Origin of the sequence: Xylanibacter muris, assembly GCF_013166605.1 — a bacterium.
In the GTDB taxonomy this organism is placed as follows: domain Bacteria; phylum Bacteroidota; class Bacteroidia; order Bacteroidales; family Bacteroidaceae; genus Prevotella; species Prevotella muris.
Genome location: NZ_JABKKF010000003.1, coordinates 106,982 through 124,457, shown reverse-complemented (window position 1 = coordinate 124,457; position 17,476 = coordinate 106,982). Strand labels below are relative to the sequence as shown.

The window sequence follows — 17,476 nt, the reverse complement described above, 5'->3', positions numbered from 1 at the left end:
CGAACGGTTAATAGTGTACCATTATGGATTCGGATGCCTCTTCCTTACCGTTGCTCTCAACGACAATGTCGAAAACCTTATCCTTGGTGTTCCCTATAGTATAACAGAGAGTGGTACCGGCTTTCACATTATCGGTATCCTCATAAACCAGACTGTCGCGCTGGTAAATCTTAATCTTTACTCCATCAGACTCTTTGTTGAAGTCTATTTCAACTGTATTATAACCGTCGAATCCGATTACTGTCGTTGTGTCGGTAGCGGCCTCGTTTCTTGGCTTGTTCTCATTGCTTGTTTTATCCTTTGTTATTGTCGGTCCGGCAAACATGCCGAGTGACATTGAAAAGACGGCGAGACACATGATTAAAGTTTGTTTCCTCATGACATTTAAATTTAAGTTTAACAGTAGTTTGAATAAAAAACGTGCTGCAAATATATGAATTTAAACGAGTTGCGCCAAGAAAATCAAAATATATTTTTTACAAAGTGTTACAGTGTAAAAAAGACCAAAAACGTTCACTATCAATCACTTGGTTTGAAAACCATACTGTATTTGACCTTAAAAATGTAACAAATAAAACTCCATGTTTCTTTGTCTGTCCACAAATATACGTATTTTTGCATTATTAACGCTTAACCGTGCAAATTCAAAAACAAGCTTGATTGCGTGCGGTTCTCATAATATCTGCAAAAAACAACATACCAAAAACAATGAAAAAGCTATTAACCTTTTTAGTTTCCACATTATTTATTATAGGTTGCGGAAACAATGACTGCACCACAAAACTGTCTGCAATAGATTCGCTTATAACTAAAAACATGTATGATTCCGCATACATGGCAATATCGGACTTTGACACCACGAAGATAAAGGACAAGAACAATAAGGCATACTACAATCTGCTGTATACCCAGCTACGCTTTTGGAAAGATGCCGATTGGACCGACAGCACCGGTATATCTAAAAGCATAAAGCATTATTCAGACACGGATGACAAGGAAAAATTGGCGAGGGCATATTATTTCTATGGACGGATATCAGGAAGATGCGGAAATCTCAAAGAGGCTATACTGATGCTGAAACATGCGGAACACCATTCGGAAGAAACAAGCGATTACTTGTTAAAGAGCAGAATACAGATGACAATATCATGTTTGAACTCTGACGGCGGAGAAATCAAAAGCGCATTCCCGTATAGCAGACGTGCCGTTGAATATGCCAAGATATCGGGCGATAAGGAACAGCTGATTTCCACTTACAACAATTTGGCGTTTCTTTTCGGACGTGATGGCCACACAGACAGCTCTTTATATTATAAAAAGAAATATATTCCATTGCTTAAGTACATACCGGAAGAGGAACAGGCCATATTCCTGGCCAATCTTGGAACCGAATACGAATTATGGGGGACGGACAAGGCAATGCGGTATGTGTTACGGTCGTTGAAAATAAAACCACTTGCCACAACATACCGTGTATTGGCGGCAATATATCTTGAAGAGCGTGATTTCACCAATGCCGTGAAAGCATGGAGACAAGGACTGGAGATATGCGGAGACGACATGCATACACGAATAAATATCATGAACGACATGCGAGAGTACAAGCTCGGCATCGGAGCCGCTGAAGAGGCGGCGGAGCTGGCGGACAGCATATTGGTCCTCGACAATATGCTGCAAAGGAAATGGGAGGCGGACAGTGTGAAGGAGGTGCAGGCGAGGTTTGAGGCAGACAGGAACGTGGAAAAGGCGGAAAACGGAAAGACTACCGCCGTAATAACAGCCGTGATTATGTTGATGGTGACAATAACCATTGTCTCCTTGTACAGATACAGGAAAGGAAAGATGAAAAAGACAATATACAAGCAGAAGGAACTGATAGAAGAACAGCAGGAACAGCTTGGAGAAAACAGGAAGGAGGCGGAGGCGGTAGCCAAGAAAATCAAAAAACTGGAGAAAAAGGAAACAGACATGAAAACTATCTCCGAGAACCAGAAAAAGAGAATAAAACAGCTTGAAAACGAAAACAACAGGAACATCATCAAGGCGGAGCAAAACATGGCCGACAGAATTTCTTTGGGATACAGGCTGTACAATAAGATTAAAGAAGACAACGGGAGAACAAAGGAATGGAGAAAGACGGAAAAAGAGGCGTTCATCGAGTACTACACCACGATAAACAAGGATTTCACACTGCCGGAAAACTATACTGCCAACCAAAGCATTTACCGAATACTGGCAGATATGAAATTTGAAGAAAAGGAGATTGTAGAGAAAATGGCGTTGTCGTCAGGAGCACTCAGAACAATGAAATCGAGAATGTCCGAACAACAATAAACAAAGGATAGACTGGCATGAAAAGACATGAGGGTGTGGCAAAATACCCAACAAAGCGATGCCTAATTATAGGATTTTGACACACCCTCTGAAACTCTATATCATATTATTGTCACTTCAGTTCATGATAGAATAATACGGGATTTGATTCCTCTGTGAGATTCATCAAACGCTCATACTGGTCGATATTCTTGTCAAGCAGGCCTTCTGAAATGATATGTTTTACAAAAGGATGTATATACTCTGAATTCAACAACGCTATGACACCTTTCTCATCGCTATAACACAAATCCATTGGAATAAAGTTATTTTCATAAATATAATCATCAACAAGCATATTGGTAACTACCGTCTCCTTGGTCTTCTTGTCATAAAGAAGATAATATCTATCCGCCCCCATATAAAACTTTAAACAAATTTTATTTCCAAACTCAACAAACTGGGAAAATGAGAATACCCGTTTTTTGCCATACAATTCAGCAAAATCCGTATTACGGTCACCTTCTTTCCGTTTTTCAAGTATACGCGCGACTTCTTCCGCTGTGGCAAAATCCTTACTCTGAATGACATACGACGGCACAATACCCTCGGGAGTAATTGAAACTATCGTGTCGGAAAACATTTCTATATACTTAGGAGAATCTGTGTTCTTTGAATAAAACATGCTGTGTGGCAACCGTAAAGGAACATTCCACCCTTTATTGTAACTGCCGGCACTCAACAGGGATGCCTGCTGAACACCCGTCTCACAGTCGATTTCCTTCAACATATAATTGTCACCGGAAACATCCAATGAGGTGCGGTTTACAAACAGACGGCCGTCAAGATATTGCATGTAGTAACTGTTGTAGCCGTTACGTTCCGTCTTTATGGATGAGACATAACCGCCATCGCTTATATTATACTTATGGGCCATGTCGAGAGCCTCGTCCCACAGGTAGATTATACCGTTCTTCCTGTCTATGGAAAAATCGGAAAGATCCACATACTCGCCATGGCCCTTACCCCTGCGGCCTATCTTATGCAGATACTTGCCATTGCCGTCAAAAACAAACAACGCCTGAGACTTAGTGTCCAAAACAAATATCTTGCCTTCAAACATCTCCATGGAACGAACCTCGCCTATGGCAGACTCCGGACCGGTCTCCAATATTATGGTCTTGGGAGCCTTGAAATAGGAAGACATTCTAACCGATTTCTCTTTCAATGCACTGTCGATATTGATTTTTGCGACATCAACACTATGTGCTACAGAAACGACACGGTCTACGCTACAGCTACAAAGAGCCGCTGCAAAAGAAATGTTTAAAAGGAACTTGACTTTGTTGTTCATTATTTCAAAGTATATATTAGAATAAGAGGATTGTCACCGTCATTGAATCTGTCGGCAACCCTGATAGCTTCCTCGCTGAACCTGTCACGAAGAGAGAGGTTTTCTTTTATTATCTTCTTCATGGAAGAAAATACCGAAGACCTTACCACTCCGCAAATCTTATCCGTTGTGCCCTCTAAAGGATGGTATTCCCATTGGAGGTTCATGTCTGAACACCACGGATTGGCAAAGGAATGAATGCCGCGGCCCTCCAACACGTCATATACGAAAATGTCGAAGAGATTGGAAGAAAACAGCATGAATCTCTTACCGGCCTTTAATTTGGAAACGGCATAGACCGATTTGCTCTTCCGCGCTTTACCAAAAAGTTTGTCGCAATCAATCCGCCCGTCAAGCATATCCGTGGAAAAAGAATATTTCCCAAATCCGATGCTGTATGCAGGCGTCACACCGCCATCCGCCAGTTCGTATACTGTATCATCGAAGAAACGCGTGAAGAACCGTCTGTCGCCACAATCATACATACGTGGGCCGAAAGAACAAAACGGAGCATGTTCGGCATCAAGTTTTAACTGGTCGGAAACATGTCCGTCTTTCTTATCCATTACAGTGACCGAATGCCCCACCTGATTTTTGTTGGCATAAGTCTCACAACGAAGATAATAATGATTCTTGTCACAACTGATATCAGTATAAGGCCTGTCCAGATTCTGACGGTATTTGAATTTTCCGTCAACGGTATAGTGCATAATTCCGTTAGGAGAAACAAGAAGCAGTAGCTCGCCGGCATGCCGGTCTATTGCTACATCTATAAGATTTATATACTCTCCATGTCCACGGCCTATGTCTTTTATTGTACGGATATGATGACCGTCTTCACCGAACATGAAGACCTTGTCCTGACGGATGTCCTTTATATAATATATGCTGTCATGCAGTATTATTTTCTCTATTGCGCTTATTGCACACTCATGATTGGTCTCAAGCTTTATCTCCTGCATATCGCAGGTAAATAAAGTGTCGACAAGTTTGCCGCTCTCTTCCGTTATACTTAGTACAGGAGCATTATTGTACACTTTTTCCGAACAGGACGCAAACAGCATACAAACCATTAATGCATATAGTTTTCTCATCATAAAAGCTCTTTTTCTATTCCTCTGTCTATTACAGTCTCTTCACATGGAAGTTTCCCCTTTCCGATACAATCAACATATTCAACTATCCAATAACATTTATACACATATACGCAACTATCTGTTTCTTCAGTCTCATAATACATAAAGTTACTTTCCGTGCGTACTCTCTTCATTTCTGCTGTCGAGCCATAGTTTTCACCTTGACTTAATGCTTCTACATTATTTATCATCATACTTTCTTTTCTATTACCAAAAAGAAAGTTGTCTTGTAAAAAGACATAAACAAACAATGATAAAACAAGACACACCAATATATACTTTTTCATTATTTTCTATTTTTTATAAAACTAACATGGAAAATCTCTTGGATAACACTCAACACATCCTTTCTTGTAACCAAAACAGTCAATACATTTTCTATAGCCAATAATACTATCAACATATTCTTGTTTTTGAGAATCATAAATTTTCATATATACAGGATACGTTATTTCATCTTTTCCTTCCCAACAATTATTGGGATTCTCATCATGTGCCAACGCCTCCACATTCTCCATCAGCATGTTACTGTCTTGTGTCTTTGGTATAGACAAATAACCGGTGATACCACTGCAAACCAACACTACAGCACAAAGTGCAAACTTTAATTCTCGTCTCATAATTTATTATTTTTACTATTGTTTGTAATTACGGACTTTACCGTCCGCGTGAATAATTCGTTTATATTAGGATTATCCAACGGACTTCCTACCAACAGCACACTGTCATTACGGTTCAGAAGAAACGTATGATACATCCTGCCGGATGGAAACCAAGGATTTGAACAACGGAAAACGAAACCGGTGTCCACATACACCGGACTTTGCAGTCCACAATACTCCAAAGAAAGCCGGGCGTCCTCAAGCTGCGACGGACGGGGAGCGACAATAAACACATATTGTAACCGGCCGTCATATTTGCGTGACTCTGAAAGCATTTCATTCCAATGATACATCTGGTCTAATACGCAAGAAGAACACTCCGATGAGTCTACATATACCACAAGACGCAAATCAGGCTTTATGCTGTCCGCCATCAAGGTATCACTGCCACGATAGCTGCACTTCATCCTGTCAAGACTTAACCTGACAGGATGAGACAGCATTGCGTCAAGACTGTCTTTGATTTCTGTTGAGCCGCCGCAGGAAACAAACAGCCCGACAAGTGGCAACAATATTACAGCAAGAAATTTCATCGAACGGTTAATAGTGTACCATTATGGATTCGGATGCCTCTTCCTTACCGTTGCTCTCAACGACAATGTCGAAAACCTTATCCTTGGTGTTCCCTATAGTATAACAGAGAGTGGTACCGGCTTTCACATTATCGGTATCCTCATAAACCAGACTGTCGCGCTGGTAAATCTTAATCTTTACTCCATCAGACTCTTTGTTGAAGTCTATTTCAACTGTATTATAACCGTCGAATCCGATTACTGTCGTTGTGTCGGTAGCGGCCTCGTTTCTTGGCTTGTTCTCATTGCTTGTTTTATCCTTTGTTATTGTCGGTCCGGCAAACATGCCGAGTGACATTGAAAAGACGGCGAGACACATGATTAAAGTTTGTTTCCTCATGACATTTAAATTTAAGTTTAACAGTAGTTTGAATAAAAAACGTGCTGCAAATATATGAATTTAAACGAGTTGCGCCAAGAAAATCAAAATATATTTTTTACAAAGTGTTACAGTGTAAAAAAGACCAAAAACGTTCACTATCAATCACTTGGTTTGAAAACCATACTGTATTTGACCTTAAAAATGTAACAAATAAAACTCCATGTTTCTTTGTCTGTCCACAAATATACGTATTTTTGCATTATTAACGCTTAACCGTGCAAATTCAAAAACAAGCTTGATTGCGTGCGGTTCTCATAATATCTGCAAAAAACAACATACCAAAAACAATGAAAAAGCTATTAACCTTTTTAGTTTCCACATTATTTATTATAGGTTGCGGAAACAATGACTGCACCACAAAACTGTCTGCAATAGATTCGCTTATAACTAAAAACATGTATGATTCCGCATACATGGCAATATCGGACTTTGACACCACGAAGATAAAGGACAAGAACAATAAGGCATACTACAATCTGCTGTATACACAACTGCATTTCTGGAAAGACGACAGCTGGACGGACAGTGCACAGATCGCGGAAAACCTGACACACTATATGGAAACCGACGACAAGGAAAAACTGGCAAGGCCTTATTATTTCAAGGGCCGTGTTCCTGGCTGACAACGGCCACCACCGGCCTGTACAGACACAGGAAAGTAAAGATGGAAAAGACAATATACAAACAGAGGGAACAGATAGACAGGCAGCGGGAGCTCATTGGCGAGAACAAGAGGGATGTGGATACGTCCGCGAGGAAGATTGAAAGGCTGGAGAAGAAAGAAACGGACATAAAAATAATCTCAGAGAACCGGAAAAAGAGGATAAGACAGCTTGAGGAAGAAAACAGGAGGAATATCATCAGGGCAGAGCGGAACACGACGGACATCTTTGTGGAAGGACACAGACTATATCTGTACATAAATGGAAAACGGGAACATGCAGACATGGAAAAAGACAGAGAAGGAGGCCTTATCAAATATTACATCATGACAAACAACGGCTTCGAGCTTCCTGAAAACACTACCACAAACTGGAGTATATACAGCATTCTGACCGATATGAGCATGAATGAGAAGGATATAGCCGCAAAGATGTCAACTTCACCGGGAGCTGTCAGGGCCATGAAGTCGAGAATGAGAGATTCGGGCCAAAAACAGCAACAGAAAGACGGATAAGTGGGTATTTACCTGAGGCCTTTTTCAAAATACACGTCAAACAGTAAACAAACGGCCTTTTTGACAAACAAAAGACATAAAAGTACTTGAATTATTGTCGGTAACAAGAATCGGCTCTTTTTCCACGTTTTTATTTTATAGTATTCTCTGTATGCCATAGAGCTATGTCTTTTCCTTTATTGGCTTTATGAGGTGAGGAGCTTTATATACAATCCATACTTATGGTTATATCTTTCTCTCTCTTATACCTTTATATATACTCCTATTGCAGTTGTAATATTATAAAGAAGTCTGTTTTTATGTCAACAGTTTGATATATTCCATAAAATGTGAATCAAAGATTCCGATTATCGTTTTTTTAGATATTCTATTTTTATTAAAGACGTGTACGATTCTACATATATGAATATCGAATAATAAAGAAAAAAGGACTTTTATAAAAAACAAGTAAGTGTGTTTGTTACATTTTTAGATGCCATATAAAGGGCGTTTTTGTGTATGTGTATGATAATCAGTTATTAAGCGTTTTTGACAATGTAACACTTTGAAATAAAAAGTTTACGTTTTCTTTGTCATTAAAGATTATAATGTCTATATTTGCAATCAAAAGAACCGACAAAGCGCTTTAAAGAATATTTATCGTATGGATACAATAATGATATATTGGCATATCGCAGTTGTGTATAGTTTTAAACAAATGCCGGTATGATGATAAAAAGAAAGATACTTTTGATGGGTATTGTGTTTATGATACCGTTGCTGTGTCATTGTGCCGAGAGACCACTTACGTTGAATGATGTGATAACTATTGCCAAGCAGCGTTCGCACAATGCCCAGTCTGCTAGATTCAGGTTTGTGGCAGCTTATTGGACTTATCGTTCTTTCAAGGCAGAGCTGTTGCCATCGGTGAATCTTGGCGGCAGTCTGCTTAATTTCGACCATTCAAAGGTTGAGACGCGCAATTCTGAAAGCGGACTTATAAACTATGTCGACAATAATTCGCTGACAAACAACATGACGTTGTCTGTAGACCAGCATATACCGTGGTTGGGCGGAACAGTGTCGCTTCAGTCGTATCTCTACAGGCTCGACCAGTTCGACTACGATCTTACCACCTATAATTCACAACCTTTGCGCATAACATACACCCAGCCGTTGCGTTCATATAACTCGCTTAATTGGCAGCGTAAGACCGCTCCCGTGGAATACGACATTGCCAAAAAAGAATATCTCGAGAATATGGAACAGGTAACTATTACAGCCACCCAGCTCTTCTTCGGAGCAATATCGGCACAGACAAATTACAGGCAGAGCATAAAGAATCATGCTGATTTGCGGACGATGTATGAGATGGCGCAGAAGCGTTTTGAGCTTGGCACTATAAATAAAAGCGACATCCTTCAATTGGAACTCTCGGTGCTCAATGCCAAGGTGGCCGTGACGAACAACAGGATTCAGCTTGATAACTGTTTGTTCAACCTGTTCTCTTATCTTAGGCTTTCCAACTATCAGAATGTGGAACTTGATGTTCCGGCAGATGTGCCTGAGGTGATTATAAATGTAAACGATGCTATAGCCTATGCGCTTACAAATTCCTCACACAGCCAGAACCAGAATCTAATACAGCTCGAGGCAAGGAAATCGCTTGCTCAGGCCAAATCCCAGAAAGGCATACAGCTACAATTGCGTAGTGAGATTGGATTCACCAAGACTGCGGATAATCTGCATGACGCATACGGCAGATTGAAGGACAATGAGAAGGTTGGGCTTACGTTGTCGCTGCCCATATTCGACTGGGGAGTGAGCAAAGGACGTGTGCGTGTGGCTGAAGCCAATCTCGAACTTGCGAGGTTGCAGGTGGAACAGCAGCGCGAGGAATATGTGCAGGACGTGAGAAAGCAGGTTGTGCAGTTTGCCTGTCAGTCAGAACAATGCCGTACCGCACAGCGTGCCCGTGACATTTCTTCCGAGAGATACGAGATGACGAAACGAAGGTTTGAGGAAGGGACGGTTAGCGTTACCGAACTTAACACTGCACTGCAAGAGGCCGAGACTGCCAAGTCGCAATATGTCAGTCAGTTGCAGAGATATTGGTTGGATTACTATACTTTGCGCCGTACAACGCTTTATGATTGGCAGTTCCAATGTAAGCTGTCGACTGACTATGATAAACTGTTAAACGAAAGAAACTATGAATAGATTCCGTTTTTTATATTTATATAAGAACAGCTGTATTTTGTATATGATAATTACAATGTTGCTTGCATCTTGCAGCAGCAATGAAACCAAGCGTGAAATGGACAAACCGGCAGTCGCAACCGCTGTTACGACAGTGGATACGATGATGCTTAGGCGCATGCCTTTCAATGTGCAGTTAGTGTGCAACGGCAGGCTGCAGGCAAAAGCTCGTAGCGAGATAACATTTCGTGGACAGGGGGTAGTTACAGAAATATATGTACACAACGGCAGCCGTGTGGGTAAAGGGCAGTTGCTCGCTGTAACCGATAAGGACGATAAACGGCTTCAGGTAATGAAATACGAGAAAGAACTGGAGCGTGCTGGCGTATCGTTGGCCGATAAGCTTATAAGTATGGGATACGACGGTATAGGAAGCAACGTTCCCGATGATGTGATGAGACGTGCCAAGATAACATCGGGATATTTCTCTGCCGAGTACCAACTTGCCGAGGCCCGCAAGGCTCTTGAATATTGTGAGTTGCGTGCACCGTTTGCAGGGCGTGTAGCCGATATCGAGTGCCAGCCCTATCAGGCGGCAGGAAAATTCGGCAAGCTTATAGATGACTTATATTTTAATGTGGAGTTTTCCGTGCTTGAGGCCGAACTGCCGTCGTTGGCCATGGGACAGAGGGTGAAGGTGATACCGTTTATTGACGACAACAAAGTGTTTGAAGGAAAGATAACCCAGATAAATCCTACGGTAGATGAAAAAGGCATGGTTAAGGTGCGTGCCGGAATACGCAATACAGATCCTCTGCTGATAGACGGATTGAATGTGAGGGTGATAGTGGAAAAAAGCGTTCCGGGAAGATTTGTCGTACCTAAGCAGGCTGTGGTGGAGCGCGACGGCTATTATGTGATATTCGAGGTGGAGGACTCGCAGGCGGTATGGACATACGTTGATATAGAGTATTCAAATCTTACGCACTATGCTATAACAGGCTGCAAGGCAAAGGAAACGAAGCTAAGCGACGGTGAGGCCGTGATAATTTCCGAGAACCAAAATCTGGCTGATGGTACGGTCGTGAGGATAAAAAACAGAAACGGCAATCGTTGATATATGGCTATAAGATATATAATAAAACGGCCGGTGGCGGTGGGAATGATTGTCGTTGCCATTGCGGTGCTCGGCATGCTGGCGGTAACGAAGATTCCTGTTTCTTTGCTCCCTGATGTGGATGTTCCTGGAATAACGGTGCAGATAAGTTGCAGAGGGGCTTCGGCAAAGCAGATAGACAGGGATGCCATGCGTCTGCTTAGGTCGAGGCTCTCGCAGGTGACGGGATTGAAAGATATCCAGACGGAAGCGCGTATGGATGCCGGTATGATAAAGCTGGCGTTCGTTCCTGGAAGCAACATTGACCTGATTCTTATCGAAGTGAATGAGAAAATAGACATGGCTATGGGGGCCTTGCCCAAGGATTTCGAACGTCCGAAGGTAATGAAGTCCAGTGTGTTAGACATTCCAGCGTTCTTTCTCGAGATAACGCTTAAGGATGGTGCGACAGATATGCGGCGCTTTATGGAACTCAGTGATTTCGCTGCCAATGTGGTGCGTAAGCGCATAGAGCAACTGCCGCAGGTTGCTATGGTGGATATAAGTGGTACAGTGGGACGTGAGATAGTAATCATTCCCGATTACGATAAGATGCATTCTATGGGTATTACCACAGACAATATAGAGAAAGTTCTCAGTGACAATAACATAACTGTGGGTGCGCTGTCTGTGATAGACGGCCGGTACAGATATAATATACATTTTGACTCGCAGTTGCTTGTACGTGATGACATTGCCGGCATTTGTATCACCCACGAGGGACGCCTGATGAAACTTTCGGATATCTGCCGCATAGAGCAGAAGGATGGGGTGAGAAATGGATGGGTTCGCCACAATGGCAATAATGCCATTACTATGGCAGTGATAAAGCATAGTGATGCCAGGATGTCGGAGTTGAAAGAGGCCGTTGATGCTACTGTTGATGATCTGAAGAAGAATTACCCCGATACCGAGTTTTCCATCACCCGCGACCAGACCCGGTTGCTTTCCTATTCCTTTTCAAATCTTGAAAGCAATCTTCTGGTTGCGTGTATTCTCACTTGCATAGTGTTGTTTGTTTTTCTGCGCAACGGCCGTCTGTCGCTCATCGTTGCGCTCACAATTCCTCTGTCTCTTATCATCACGCTGTTGATGTTTTATGTGATGGGAGTATCGCTGAATGTCATTTCTATATCAGGGCTTATACTCGGTGTGGGAATGATTGTGGACAATGCCATAATCGTGACTGATAATATCATACAGAAACTTCAGCGCGGCAACGGTCTTGAAGATGCCGTATGCCATGGGGCGGGAGAAGTATTCACACCGATGTTGTGCTCGGTGCTTACCACGTGTTCGGTGTTTGTCCCGTTGATATTCATCAGTGGAATAGCCGGAGAATTGTTCTTCGACATGTCTGTTGGCATCAGCGTGTCTCTGTTCGCTTCACTGGCTGTGGCTGTGATTGTGGTGCCTGTGACATTCTATGGATTGTTCCGTGTTCGCCACAGAAGGTGGAGGATGTCCTGTGTAGAAAGTAATCTTATGGACCGTATCATGTGGATGTGGTATGAGAAAGCCTTCTTTTTCGTGATGCGTCATACGCGTCTTTTCCTTGTGTTTTTTGCGCTTTCCATTCCCGGCAGCGTGCTGTTCTATATGCTTATAGACAAGCAGAGGATGCCCGAGCTGTCATATACAGACACCCAGGTGGTTGTGATCTGGAACGAAGGTATAAGTGAGCAGGAGAGCGACAAGAGGATAAGCGAGTTGATGGCGGCTGTGAAAGAATATAGCGAGACCTCGTCTACAATGACCGGAACACAAAGCTTCGTGCTGTCACATACGCGAAACATCACCGGCGCCGAGGCACTTGGTTATATGTATTGCGGAAGCGTAGACAAGCTTGCTGCCGCCAAGCGTAGGATTGTCAGTTATTGTGATTCTGCCTTCGGACGTGCCACAGTGGCTTTTGAGCCGGTTGGCAATCCGTTTGATATGATTCTCAACACATCCGAACACGATCTTGAGCTGCGCATGAGAAGTGATGACGGGGGGCGGCCGGAGGTTTCCTGTGCAGTGGCGTTTACCGACAGTCTTCAACAGAGATTCCCCGGGATTCATATCCCCAAGCCCGAACTCGACAACAATATTCTTTGCCGTGCAGATGTGGTGAGGATGGCTTTTTATGGAGTTTCATATCGTTCGTTGTTTTCGCATTTGCAGGAGCTGACAGGTGTCAACAGGCGTATGGAAATAAGCTATGGTGAGAAATCCATGCCGGTAATAATCGGTGTCGGCAAGGCCGACCGGAGTCGCATAATGCAGTCGGTTGTGAGAAGTGCAAAAGGTGTTGACGTGCCGGTGAGTTATCTTGTCACAGACTCTGTGGTGAAAGACTATAAGCGTCTTTATGCCTCATCATCCGGTGAGTATTATCCCGTTTGTATGAATGGAAGCCATGCCGACATTGAGCGGGTAATGAAATATACCGACAGTCTCCAGCATGCCGGCATTGCACTCAGGGCCGATTATGGCGGAGGATATTTTACGGGCCGTGAGCTTATAGGCGAGCTGTCTGTTGTGCTTGCCGTGGCTTTGGCATTATTGTTCTTTATTCTTGCCGCACAGTTTGAAAGTCTGGTACAGCCGTTGATAATTCTTTCCGAAATGGTTGTCAACTGCTTTTTCGTATTGGCTTTGTTGTGGTGTTTCGGTATTTCGCTCAATCTTATGTCGATGATAGGCATTGTGGTGATGAGCGGTATTGTGATCAATGATTCCATTCTTAAGATAGACACGGTGAACCGTCATGTGGGCGAAGGCATGGGTGTGCTTCGTGCCGTGGTTGCAGCGGGCAAGGAACGTCTGCGTCCTATAGTGATGACATCTGCCACAACCGTGTTTGGTGTTATGCCGTTTCTCTCCCGCGGAGACATGGGCTCCGACCTTCAGTATCCGCTGTCGTTTACTATCATCATTGGAATGATTGTGGGTACGATGGTCTCGCTGTTTTTCGTGCCGATGCTTTATTATGTCATTTACGGGCGACACGGAATCAAGTCTGAGAGCCGTGGCGATATGGAGTCATGGCAGTATGAAACCAAGTAATGGGAAAAATCATGAAGTCTCTCTCTAATTTCACGGTGTGTATGACCATGGTGGTAATCATGATCATTGGCATTGCGCTCATACCGCGTCTCGATGTGGGAGTGAAGCCGCCGCCTGAGCAGGGGAAGACGCTTACTGTGACATGCAGTCGTAAAGGCGCGTCGGCAAAAGTTATGGAAAACAGTGTCACATCAGTTATTGAGGGTATTCTCTCCGGTGTCAAAGGGGTGGAGAGTGTCACTTCCGAATCTTTTTTCGGCCGATGCCGGATACGGGTGCAGATGAAGAAGACGGCCGATGTGACTGCGGCACGTTTTGAGATGTCGTCGCTTTTGCGTCGGATATATTCACGTCTGCCCGAAGGAACAGACTATCCGTCGTTGTCGGGCGGTGAGGTGGTGAATGGTAGTGACGGACGCAATGAGCGTCTGACACTTCTTACATATTATGTGAATGCAGACATGCCGGAAGAAGAGATTTCCGAATGTCTTGAGAATGGTTTTATAGGGCGTGTGAGGCAGATAGGCGGTGTGGAGAATGTATCGTTGTCGGGCGGCTCACGTCACTACATGGAACTTTCTTACGATCCGTTGGTGCTTGCCGGTTATGGTATCACTTCAGCGGATATTGCGGATGCCGTTAGAAACTTCACCGGGCGTGAGGATATTGTGGGTGATGTGACTACAGGCGACGATACTCGTCATACGCTTATTGTCACTTCTGGTGGTGTGAGTATAGCCGATATACCCGTGACTACTCCAGGTGGCGATGTGATATACCTAAACAGTCTTGTGACACAGACGGAGAAAAAACGCGCCCCCGACAGATATTACCGCATAAACGGCCTTAATACTGTGAATATTAGTGTTGATGTTGCTGGTGATGCCAATGCCATAAGCCTGTCGTCATACATACAGCGTGAGGTGGACCGCATATCCACGATACTGCCTGCCGGCATGTATCTCACTTTGGCCCATGATGCGGCAGAGGAAGAACGTGTTGAGGTGGGAAAACTTGTGAACCGCTCGTTGCTGTCTCTTGCCGTATTGCTGCTATTTGTGTGGATTACACGTCGCGAATGGAAATATCTTTTCATCATAGTCTCCACACTGGCATTGAATATCCTGTTTGCAATAATAATATACTGGTTTTTAGGACTTAAGCTTCATGTGTTTTCCATGGCCGGCATGGCTGTGTCGATGAGCCTGATAATAGACTCCACGATAGTGATGACTGACCACTATTCCTACTATCGCGATAGAAAAGCCTTTCTTGCCATTCTCGCCGCGATGCTCACCACTGTGGGTTCGCTCGTTTCTGTGTGGTTTCTCCCCGAGGAATGGCAACGCGATCTTTACGACTTTGCCCGCATTATAAGTATCAATCTGGCTGTGTCGCTGATAGTCGCCCTGATATTCGTGCCTGCTCTCATTGGGGCACTGCATTATGACAGCACGTCACACTGTAGAATACATCGCGTGCGGTGCATAGCCGTGCTCAGCCGTATGTACTTTTGGTATGTAAGGATGACACAGCGACGTAAATGGATAGCGTTTGCGCTGATGGCGGTGATGTTCGGTGTGGCATTGGACTGGTTTGCAGATAATATCAATGGACGAACAAACGAGGTGGACGAACAAGAACTGAGTCTTGTCATACGCGGTGAGCTTCCGTTGGGCGGAACGGCTCTCGAGCTTAACCGCAAGGTGGTGATGGTTGAGGATTATCTGAAGAGTTGCGAGGGGATAAAATGCTTTACCACACGTATCGATGGACGCGGTGCATACATTAACGTGGATTTTACAGATAGTTGTCTTGCCACATCGCTTCCATATATTATAGAGCAGAAGGTGATAGGAAAACTTATAGGTATAGGCGGTTCGGACTGGAGTACCTATGGTGTAAGCCGCATGGGATTTAGTAATTCGCTGAATTTGCAGCACCGCAGCAACTGTATTTGGATAACGGGATACAACTATGATTGTGTGAACAGATATGCCGAAGAAATTGCCAGATATATAGGGGCGAATCCGAGGACGCGCGATGTGGTGGTGCGTGTGCCCGACAGAAATCATGAGGCTGATGAGCTGTATATGCGCTATGACCATGAACGGATGGCGCTTTACGGTATAGGTGCTACGGATTTACACTCATCGCTGGCAAATCTGATAACCACGCTCGAAGTGGGAGTGTATGACAATGGTGCCGGCAAGACAGATGTGGTGTTGAAATCCGTACAGACTGACATGTTTGACAAATGGCAGATAGACAATTCATATATAAGAACTGGCGGACATCTTTCCGTTTCGGCCGACAGAACCTCGGTCGATGACCGTGATATAAAAGTGTCCGACATTGCTGATGTGAGTCGCAGGGAAGCAAAGAACTGTATTCCGAAGCGCAACCAAGAGTATATCCTGTCAGTAGAGTTTAATGTGCTCGGTTCGTATGTCTACGTGTCTGATTTCATGAAAGATGTTGTTGACCATTTCAACGGAATGCTTCCTATGGGCTATCGTTGTGTCAATCCTGTATACAAAGGTAAGAGCGACAAGGAAGCCCCATACTGGGTGATCGGCATTGTGGTTGTGGTGGTATTCTTTATCTGTGCCATATTGTTTGAGTCACTGTGCATGCCGCTGACAATAATCTTCACCATTCCGGTGTCGTTCATCGGGCTGTTCCTTACATTCGCCATTTCCGGGGTGCCTTTCGGCACGGGAGGTCTTGCTTCAATGGTGATGCTTGCCGGAATAGTAGTAAACTCAGCCATATACATACTTAACGAATACAGCATATTCAAGACGCGTATGTCTGGCAGACGCGTTTCGGATGCGAGGATATACGTGAAGGCATATAATCACAAAATCATTCCCGTGCTGCTTACGATCTCGTCTACTGTAATTGGGCTTGTTCCGTTTTTCTTCGATGGCGGCAAGGAACCGTTTTGGTTATCGTTTGCAACCGGTGTGACAGGAGGCCTTCTTTTTTCCGTCATCGTCATACAGTTTGCTTTGCCGATATTCGTGCGCCTGAGAAAGTGATAAGAAGTCCGCAACCCCTCTGGTACACCGTAAAATGGCTGTTTCCAACTTTCAAACAGGTTGTTTATTGTAAAGTCGACTTAACAACCATAAAGACAATGCCAGATGTAGCTTGACGGTCTTCTCCAGTACCCGCCATATAGGCATCCGGTAGATGCCTGTGCTCTCCATGGCGCATTCCTCAATGCCTTCCGACTCCATCAAATCGCGGAGCGTGACCGGTTCTTCGGTCAAAACACCGAATTTGTGTTGAATTTTTCGTCCGTCAGCGCATAAAATACAGCAAAAAACACTATCTTTGTGCACGTCAAGACCGCAGACTGTTCTTTTCATGGGTTTTTTATTGGGACACAAAGCCCGTTATTAACTCTATTCGAGGCAGGGGGAAACCCACAGACCTCTTTTTACCCAC

The 17,476-nt window shown here is 43.8% G+C and carries 15 protein-coding genes; 7 read left to right on the top strand and 8 right to left on the bottom strand.

What is annotated here, in order from left to right; all coding sequences use genetic code 11:
• Positions 1–7: 7 nt before the first annotated feature.
• Entirely contained in the window at positions 8–379 is a 372-nt protein-coding gene (locus HPS56_RS04565) for a hypothetical protein (RefSeq protein WP_172274557.1), read from the bottom strand.
• A 329-nt stretch (positions 380–708) separates the two neighbouring features.
• Here HPS56_RS04565 and HPS56_RS04560 point away from each other — a divergent pair, with 329 nt between their 5' ends.
• Positions 709–2,334, top strand: coding sequence for a tetratricopeptide repeat protein (locus HPS56_RS04560; protein WP_172274581.1), 1,626 nt, complete (start codon positions 709–711; stop codon positions 2,332–2,334).
• A gap of 112 nt (positions 2,335–2,446) precedes the next feature.
• Here HPS56_RS04560 and HPS56_RS04555 read toward each other — a convergent pair whose 3' ends face one another.
• The 6 genes from HPS56_RS04555 to HPS56_RS04530 are packed head-to-tail and all read right to left on the bottom strand — an operon-like array spanning position 2,447 to position 6,416.
• Positions 2,447–3,667, bottom strand: a complete 1,221-nt coding sequence (locus tag HPS56_RS04555) for a DUF4934 domain-containing protein (RefSeq protein ID WP_172274578.1) — start codon at positions 3,665–3,667, stop codon at positions 2,447–2,449.
• Positions 3,667–4,803 carry a DUF4934 domain-containing protein gene (locus HPS56_RS04550; RefSeq protein WP_172274574.1) on the bottom strand — a complete coding sequence of 379 codons (1,137 nt, stop codon included), beginning with the start codon at positions 4,801–4,803 and terminating at the stop codon, positions 3,667–3,669. Before HPS56_RS04550 ends, HPS56_RS04555 begins: the two co-directional genes overlap by 1 nt.
• Positions 4,800–5,129: a hypothetical protein gene (locus HPS56_RS04545; RefSeq protein ID WP_172274571.1), complete on the bottom strand. Its 330-nt coding sequence runs from the start codon at positions 5,127–5,129 to the stop codon at positions 4,800–4,802. Before HPS56_RS04545 ends, HPS56_RS04550 begins: the two co-directional genes overlap by 4 nt.
• A gap of 21 nt (positions 5,130–5,150) precedes the next feature.
• Positions 5,151–5,462, bottom strand: coding sequence for an NVEALA domain-containing protein (locus HPS56_RS04540; RefSeq protein ID WP_172274567.1), 312 nt, complete (start codon positions 5,460–5,462; stop codon positions 5,151–5,153).
• Complete coding sequence (locus tag HPS56_RS04535) at positions 5,459–6,037, bottom strand: hypothetical protein (protein ID WP_172274562.1); 579 nt, start codon at positions 6,035–6,037, stop codon at positions 5,459–5,461. The genes HPS56_RS04540 and HPS56_RS04535 overlap by 4 nt, the downstream gene beginning before the upstream one ends.
• A 7-nt stretch (positions 6,038–6,044) precedes the next feature.
• The gene (locus tag HPS56_RS04530; protein ID WP_172274557.1) at positions 6,045–6,416 is read right to left on the bottom strand and encodes a hypothetical protein; all 372 of its coding nucleotides are present in this window, start codon (positions 6,414–6,416) and stop codon (positions 6,045–6,047) included.
• 329 nt (positions 6,417–6,745) lie between these two features.
• Here HPS56_RS04530 and HPS56_RS04525 point away from each other — a divergent pair, with 329 nt between their 5' ends.
• The 6 genes from HPS56_RS04525 to HPS56_RS04500 all read left to right on the top strand — a co-directional run bounded on the left by HPS56_RS04525 (position 6,746) and on the right by HPS56_RS04500 (position 17,064).
• A complete protein-coding gene (locus HPS56_RS04525) occupies positions 6,746–7,081 on the top strand; it encodes a hypothetical protein (RefSeq protein ID WP_172274553.1) in 336 nt (111 codons plus the stop codon).
• A 41-nt stretch (positions 7,082–7,122) separates the two neighbouring features.
• Positions 7,123–7,635, top strand: a complete 513-nt coding sequence (locus HPS56_RS04520; RefSeq protein WP_172274549.1) for a hypothetical protein — start codon at positions 7,123–7,125, stop codon at positions 7,633–7,635.
• 705 nt (positions 7,636–8,340) lie between these two features.
• Positions 8,341–9,834, top strand: a complete 1,494-nt coding sequence (locus HPS56_RS04515; protein ID WP_172274544.1) for a TolC family protein — start codon at positions 8,341–8,343, stop codon at positions 9,832–9,834.
• 43 nt (positions 9,835–9,877) lie between these two features.
• Complete coding sequence (locus tag HPS56_RS04510; protein WP_172274540.1) at positions 9,878–10,930, top strand: efflux RND transporter periplasmic adaptor subunit; 1,053 nt, start codon at positions 9,878–9,880, stop codon at positions 10,928–10,930.
• Between the two features lie 3 nt (positions 10,931–10,933).
• Positions 10,934–14,020 (top strand): efflux RND transporter permease subunit, encoded by a 3,087-nt coding sequence (locus HPS56_RS04505; protein WP_172274536.1) that lies wholly within the window; start codon positions 10,934–10,936, stop codon positions 14,018–14,020.
• Between the two features lie 11 nt (positions 14,021–14,031).
• Entirely contained in the window at positions 14,032–17,064 is a 3,033-nt protein-coding gene (locus tag HPS56_RS04500) for an efflux RND transporter permease subunit (protein WP_172274533.1), read from the top strand.
• Positions 17,065–17,115: 51 nt separating this feature from the next.
• On the opposite strand, the gene HPS56_RS04495 is transcribed toward HPS56_RS04500, so the two are convergent.
• On the bottom strand, positions 17,116–17,397 hold the full coding sequence (locus HPS56_RS04495; protein ID WP_216655755.1) for an IS110 family transposase: 282 nt from the start codon (positions 17,395–17,397) through the stop codon (positions 17,116–17,118).
• Between the last annotated feature and the right edge of the window lie 79 nt (positions 17,398–17,476).

Bases quoted from the DNA above. Each gene is read 5' to 3' on its own strand.
- HPS56_RS04565 (WP_172274557.1), bottom strand. From the start codon at position 379: ATGAGGAAACAAACTTTAATCATGTGTCTCGCCGTCTTTTCAATGTCA.
- HPS56_RS04520 (WP_172274549.1), top strand. From the start codon at position 7,123: ATGGAAAAGACAATATACAAACAGAGGGAACAGATAGACAGGCAGCGG.
- HPS56_RS04530 (WP_172274557.1), bottom strand. From the start codon at position 6,416: ATGAGGAAACAAACTTTAATCATGTGTCTCGCCGTCTTTTCAATGTCA.
- HPS56_RS04515 (WP_172274544.1), top strand. From the start codon at position 8,341: ATGATGATAAAAAGAAAGATACTTTTGATGGGTATTGTGTTTATGATA.
- HPS56_RS04510 (WP_172274540.1), top strand. From the start codon at position 9,878: ATGATAATTACAATGTTGCTTGCATCTTGCAGCAGCAATGAAACCAAG.
- HPS56_RS04560 (WP_172274581.1), top strand. From the start codon at position 709: ATGAAAAAGCTATTAACCTTTTTAGTTTCCACATTATTTATTATAGGT.
- HPS56_RS04495 (WP_216655755.1), bottom strand. From the start codon at position 17,397: ATGAAAAGAACAGTCTGCGGTCTTGACGTGCACAAAGATAGTGTTTTT.
- HPS56_RS04540 (WP_172274567.1), bottom strand. From the start codon at position 5,462: ATGAGACGAGAATTAAAGTTTGCACTTTGTGCTGTAGTGTTGGTTTGC.
- HPS56_RS04545 (WP_172274571.1), bottom strand. From the start codon at position 5,129: ATGAAAAAGTATATATTGGTGTGTCTTGTTTTATCATTGTTTGTTTAT.
- HPS56_RS04500 (WP_172274533.1), top strand. From the start codon at position 14,032: ATGAAGTCTCTCTCTAATTTCACGGTGTGTATGACCATGGTGGTAATC.
- HPS56_RS04555 (WP_172274578.1), bottom strand. From the start codon at position 3,667: ATGAACAACAAAGTCAAGTTCCTTTTAAACATTTCTTTTGCAGCGGCT.
- HPS56_RS04535 (WP_172274562.1), bottom strand. From the start codon at position 6,037: ATGAAATTTCTTGCTGTAATATTGTTGCCACTTGTCGGGCTGTTTGTT.
- HPS56_RS04525 (WP_172274553.1), top strand. From the start codon at position 6,746: ATGAAAAAGCTATTAACCTTTTTAGTTTCCACATTATTTATTATAGGT.
- HPS56_RS04550 (WP_172274574.1), bottom strand. From the start codon at position 4,803: ATGATGAGAAAACTATATGCATTAATGGTTTGTATGCTGTTTGCGTCC.
- HPS56_RS04505 (WP_172274536.1), top strand. From the start codon at position 10,934: ATGGCTATAAGATATATAATAAAACGGCCGGTGGCGGTGGGAATGATT.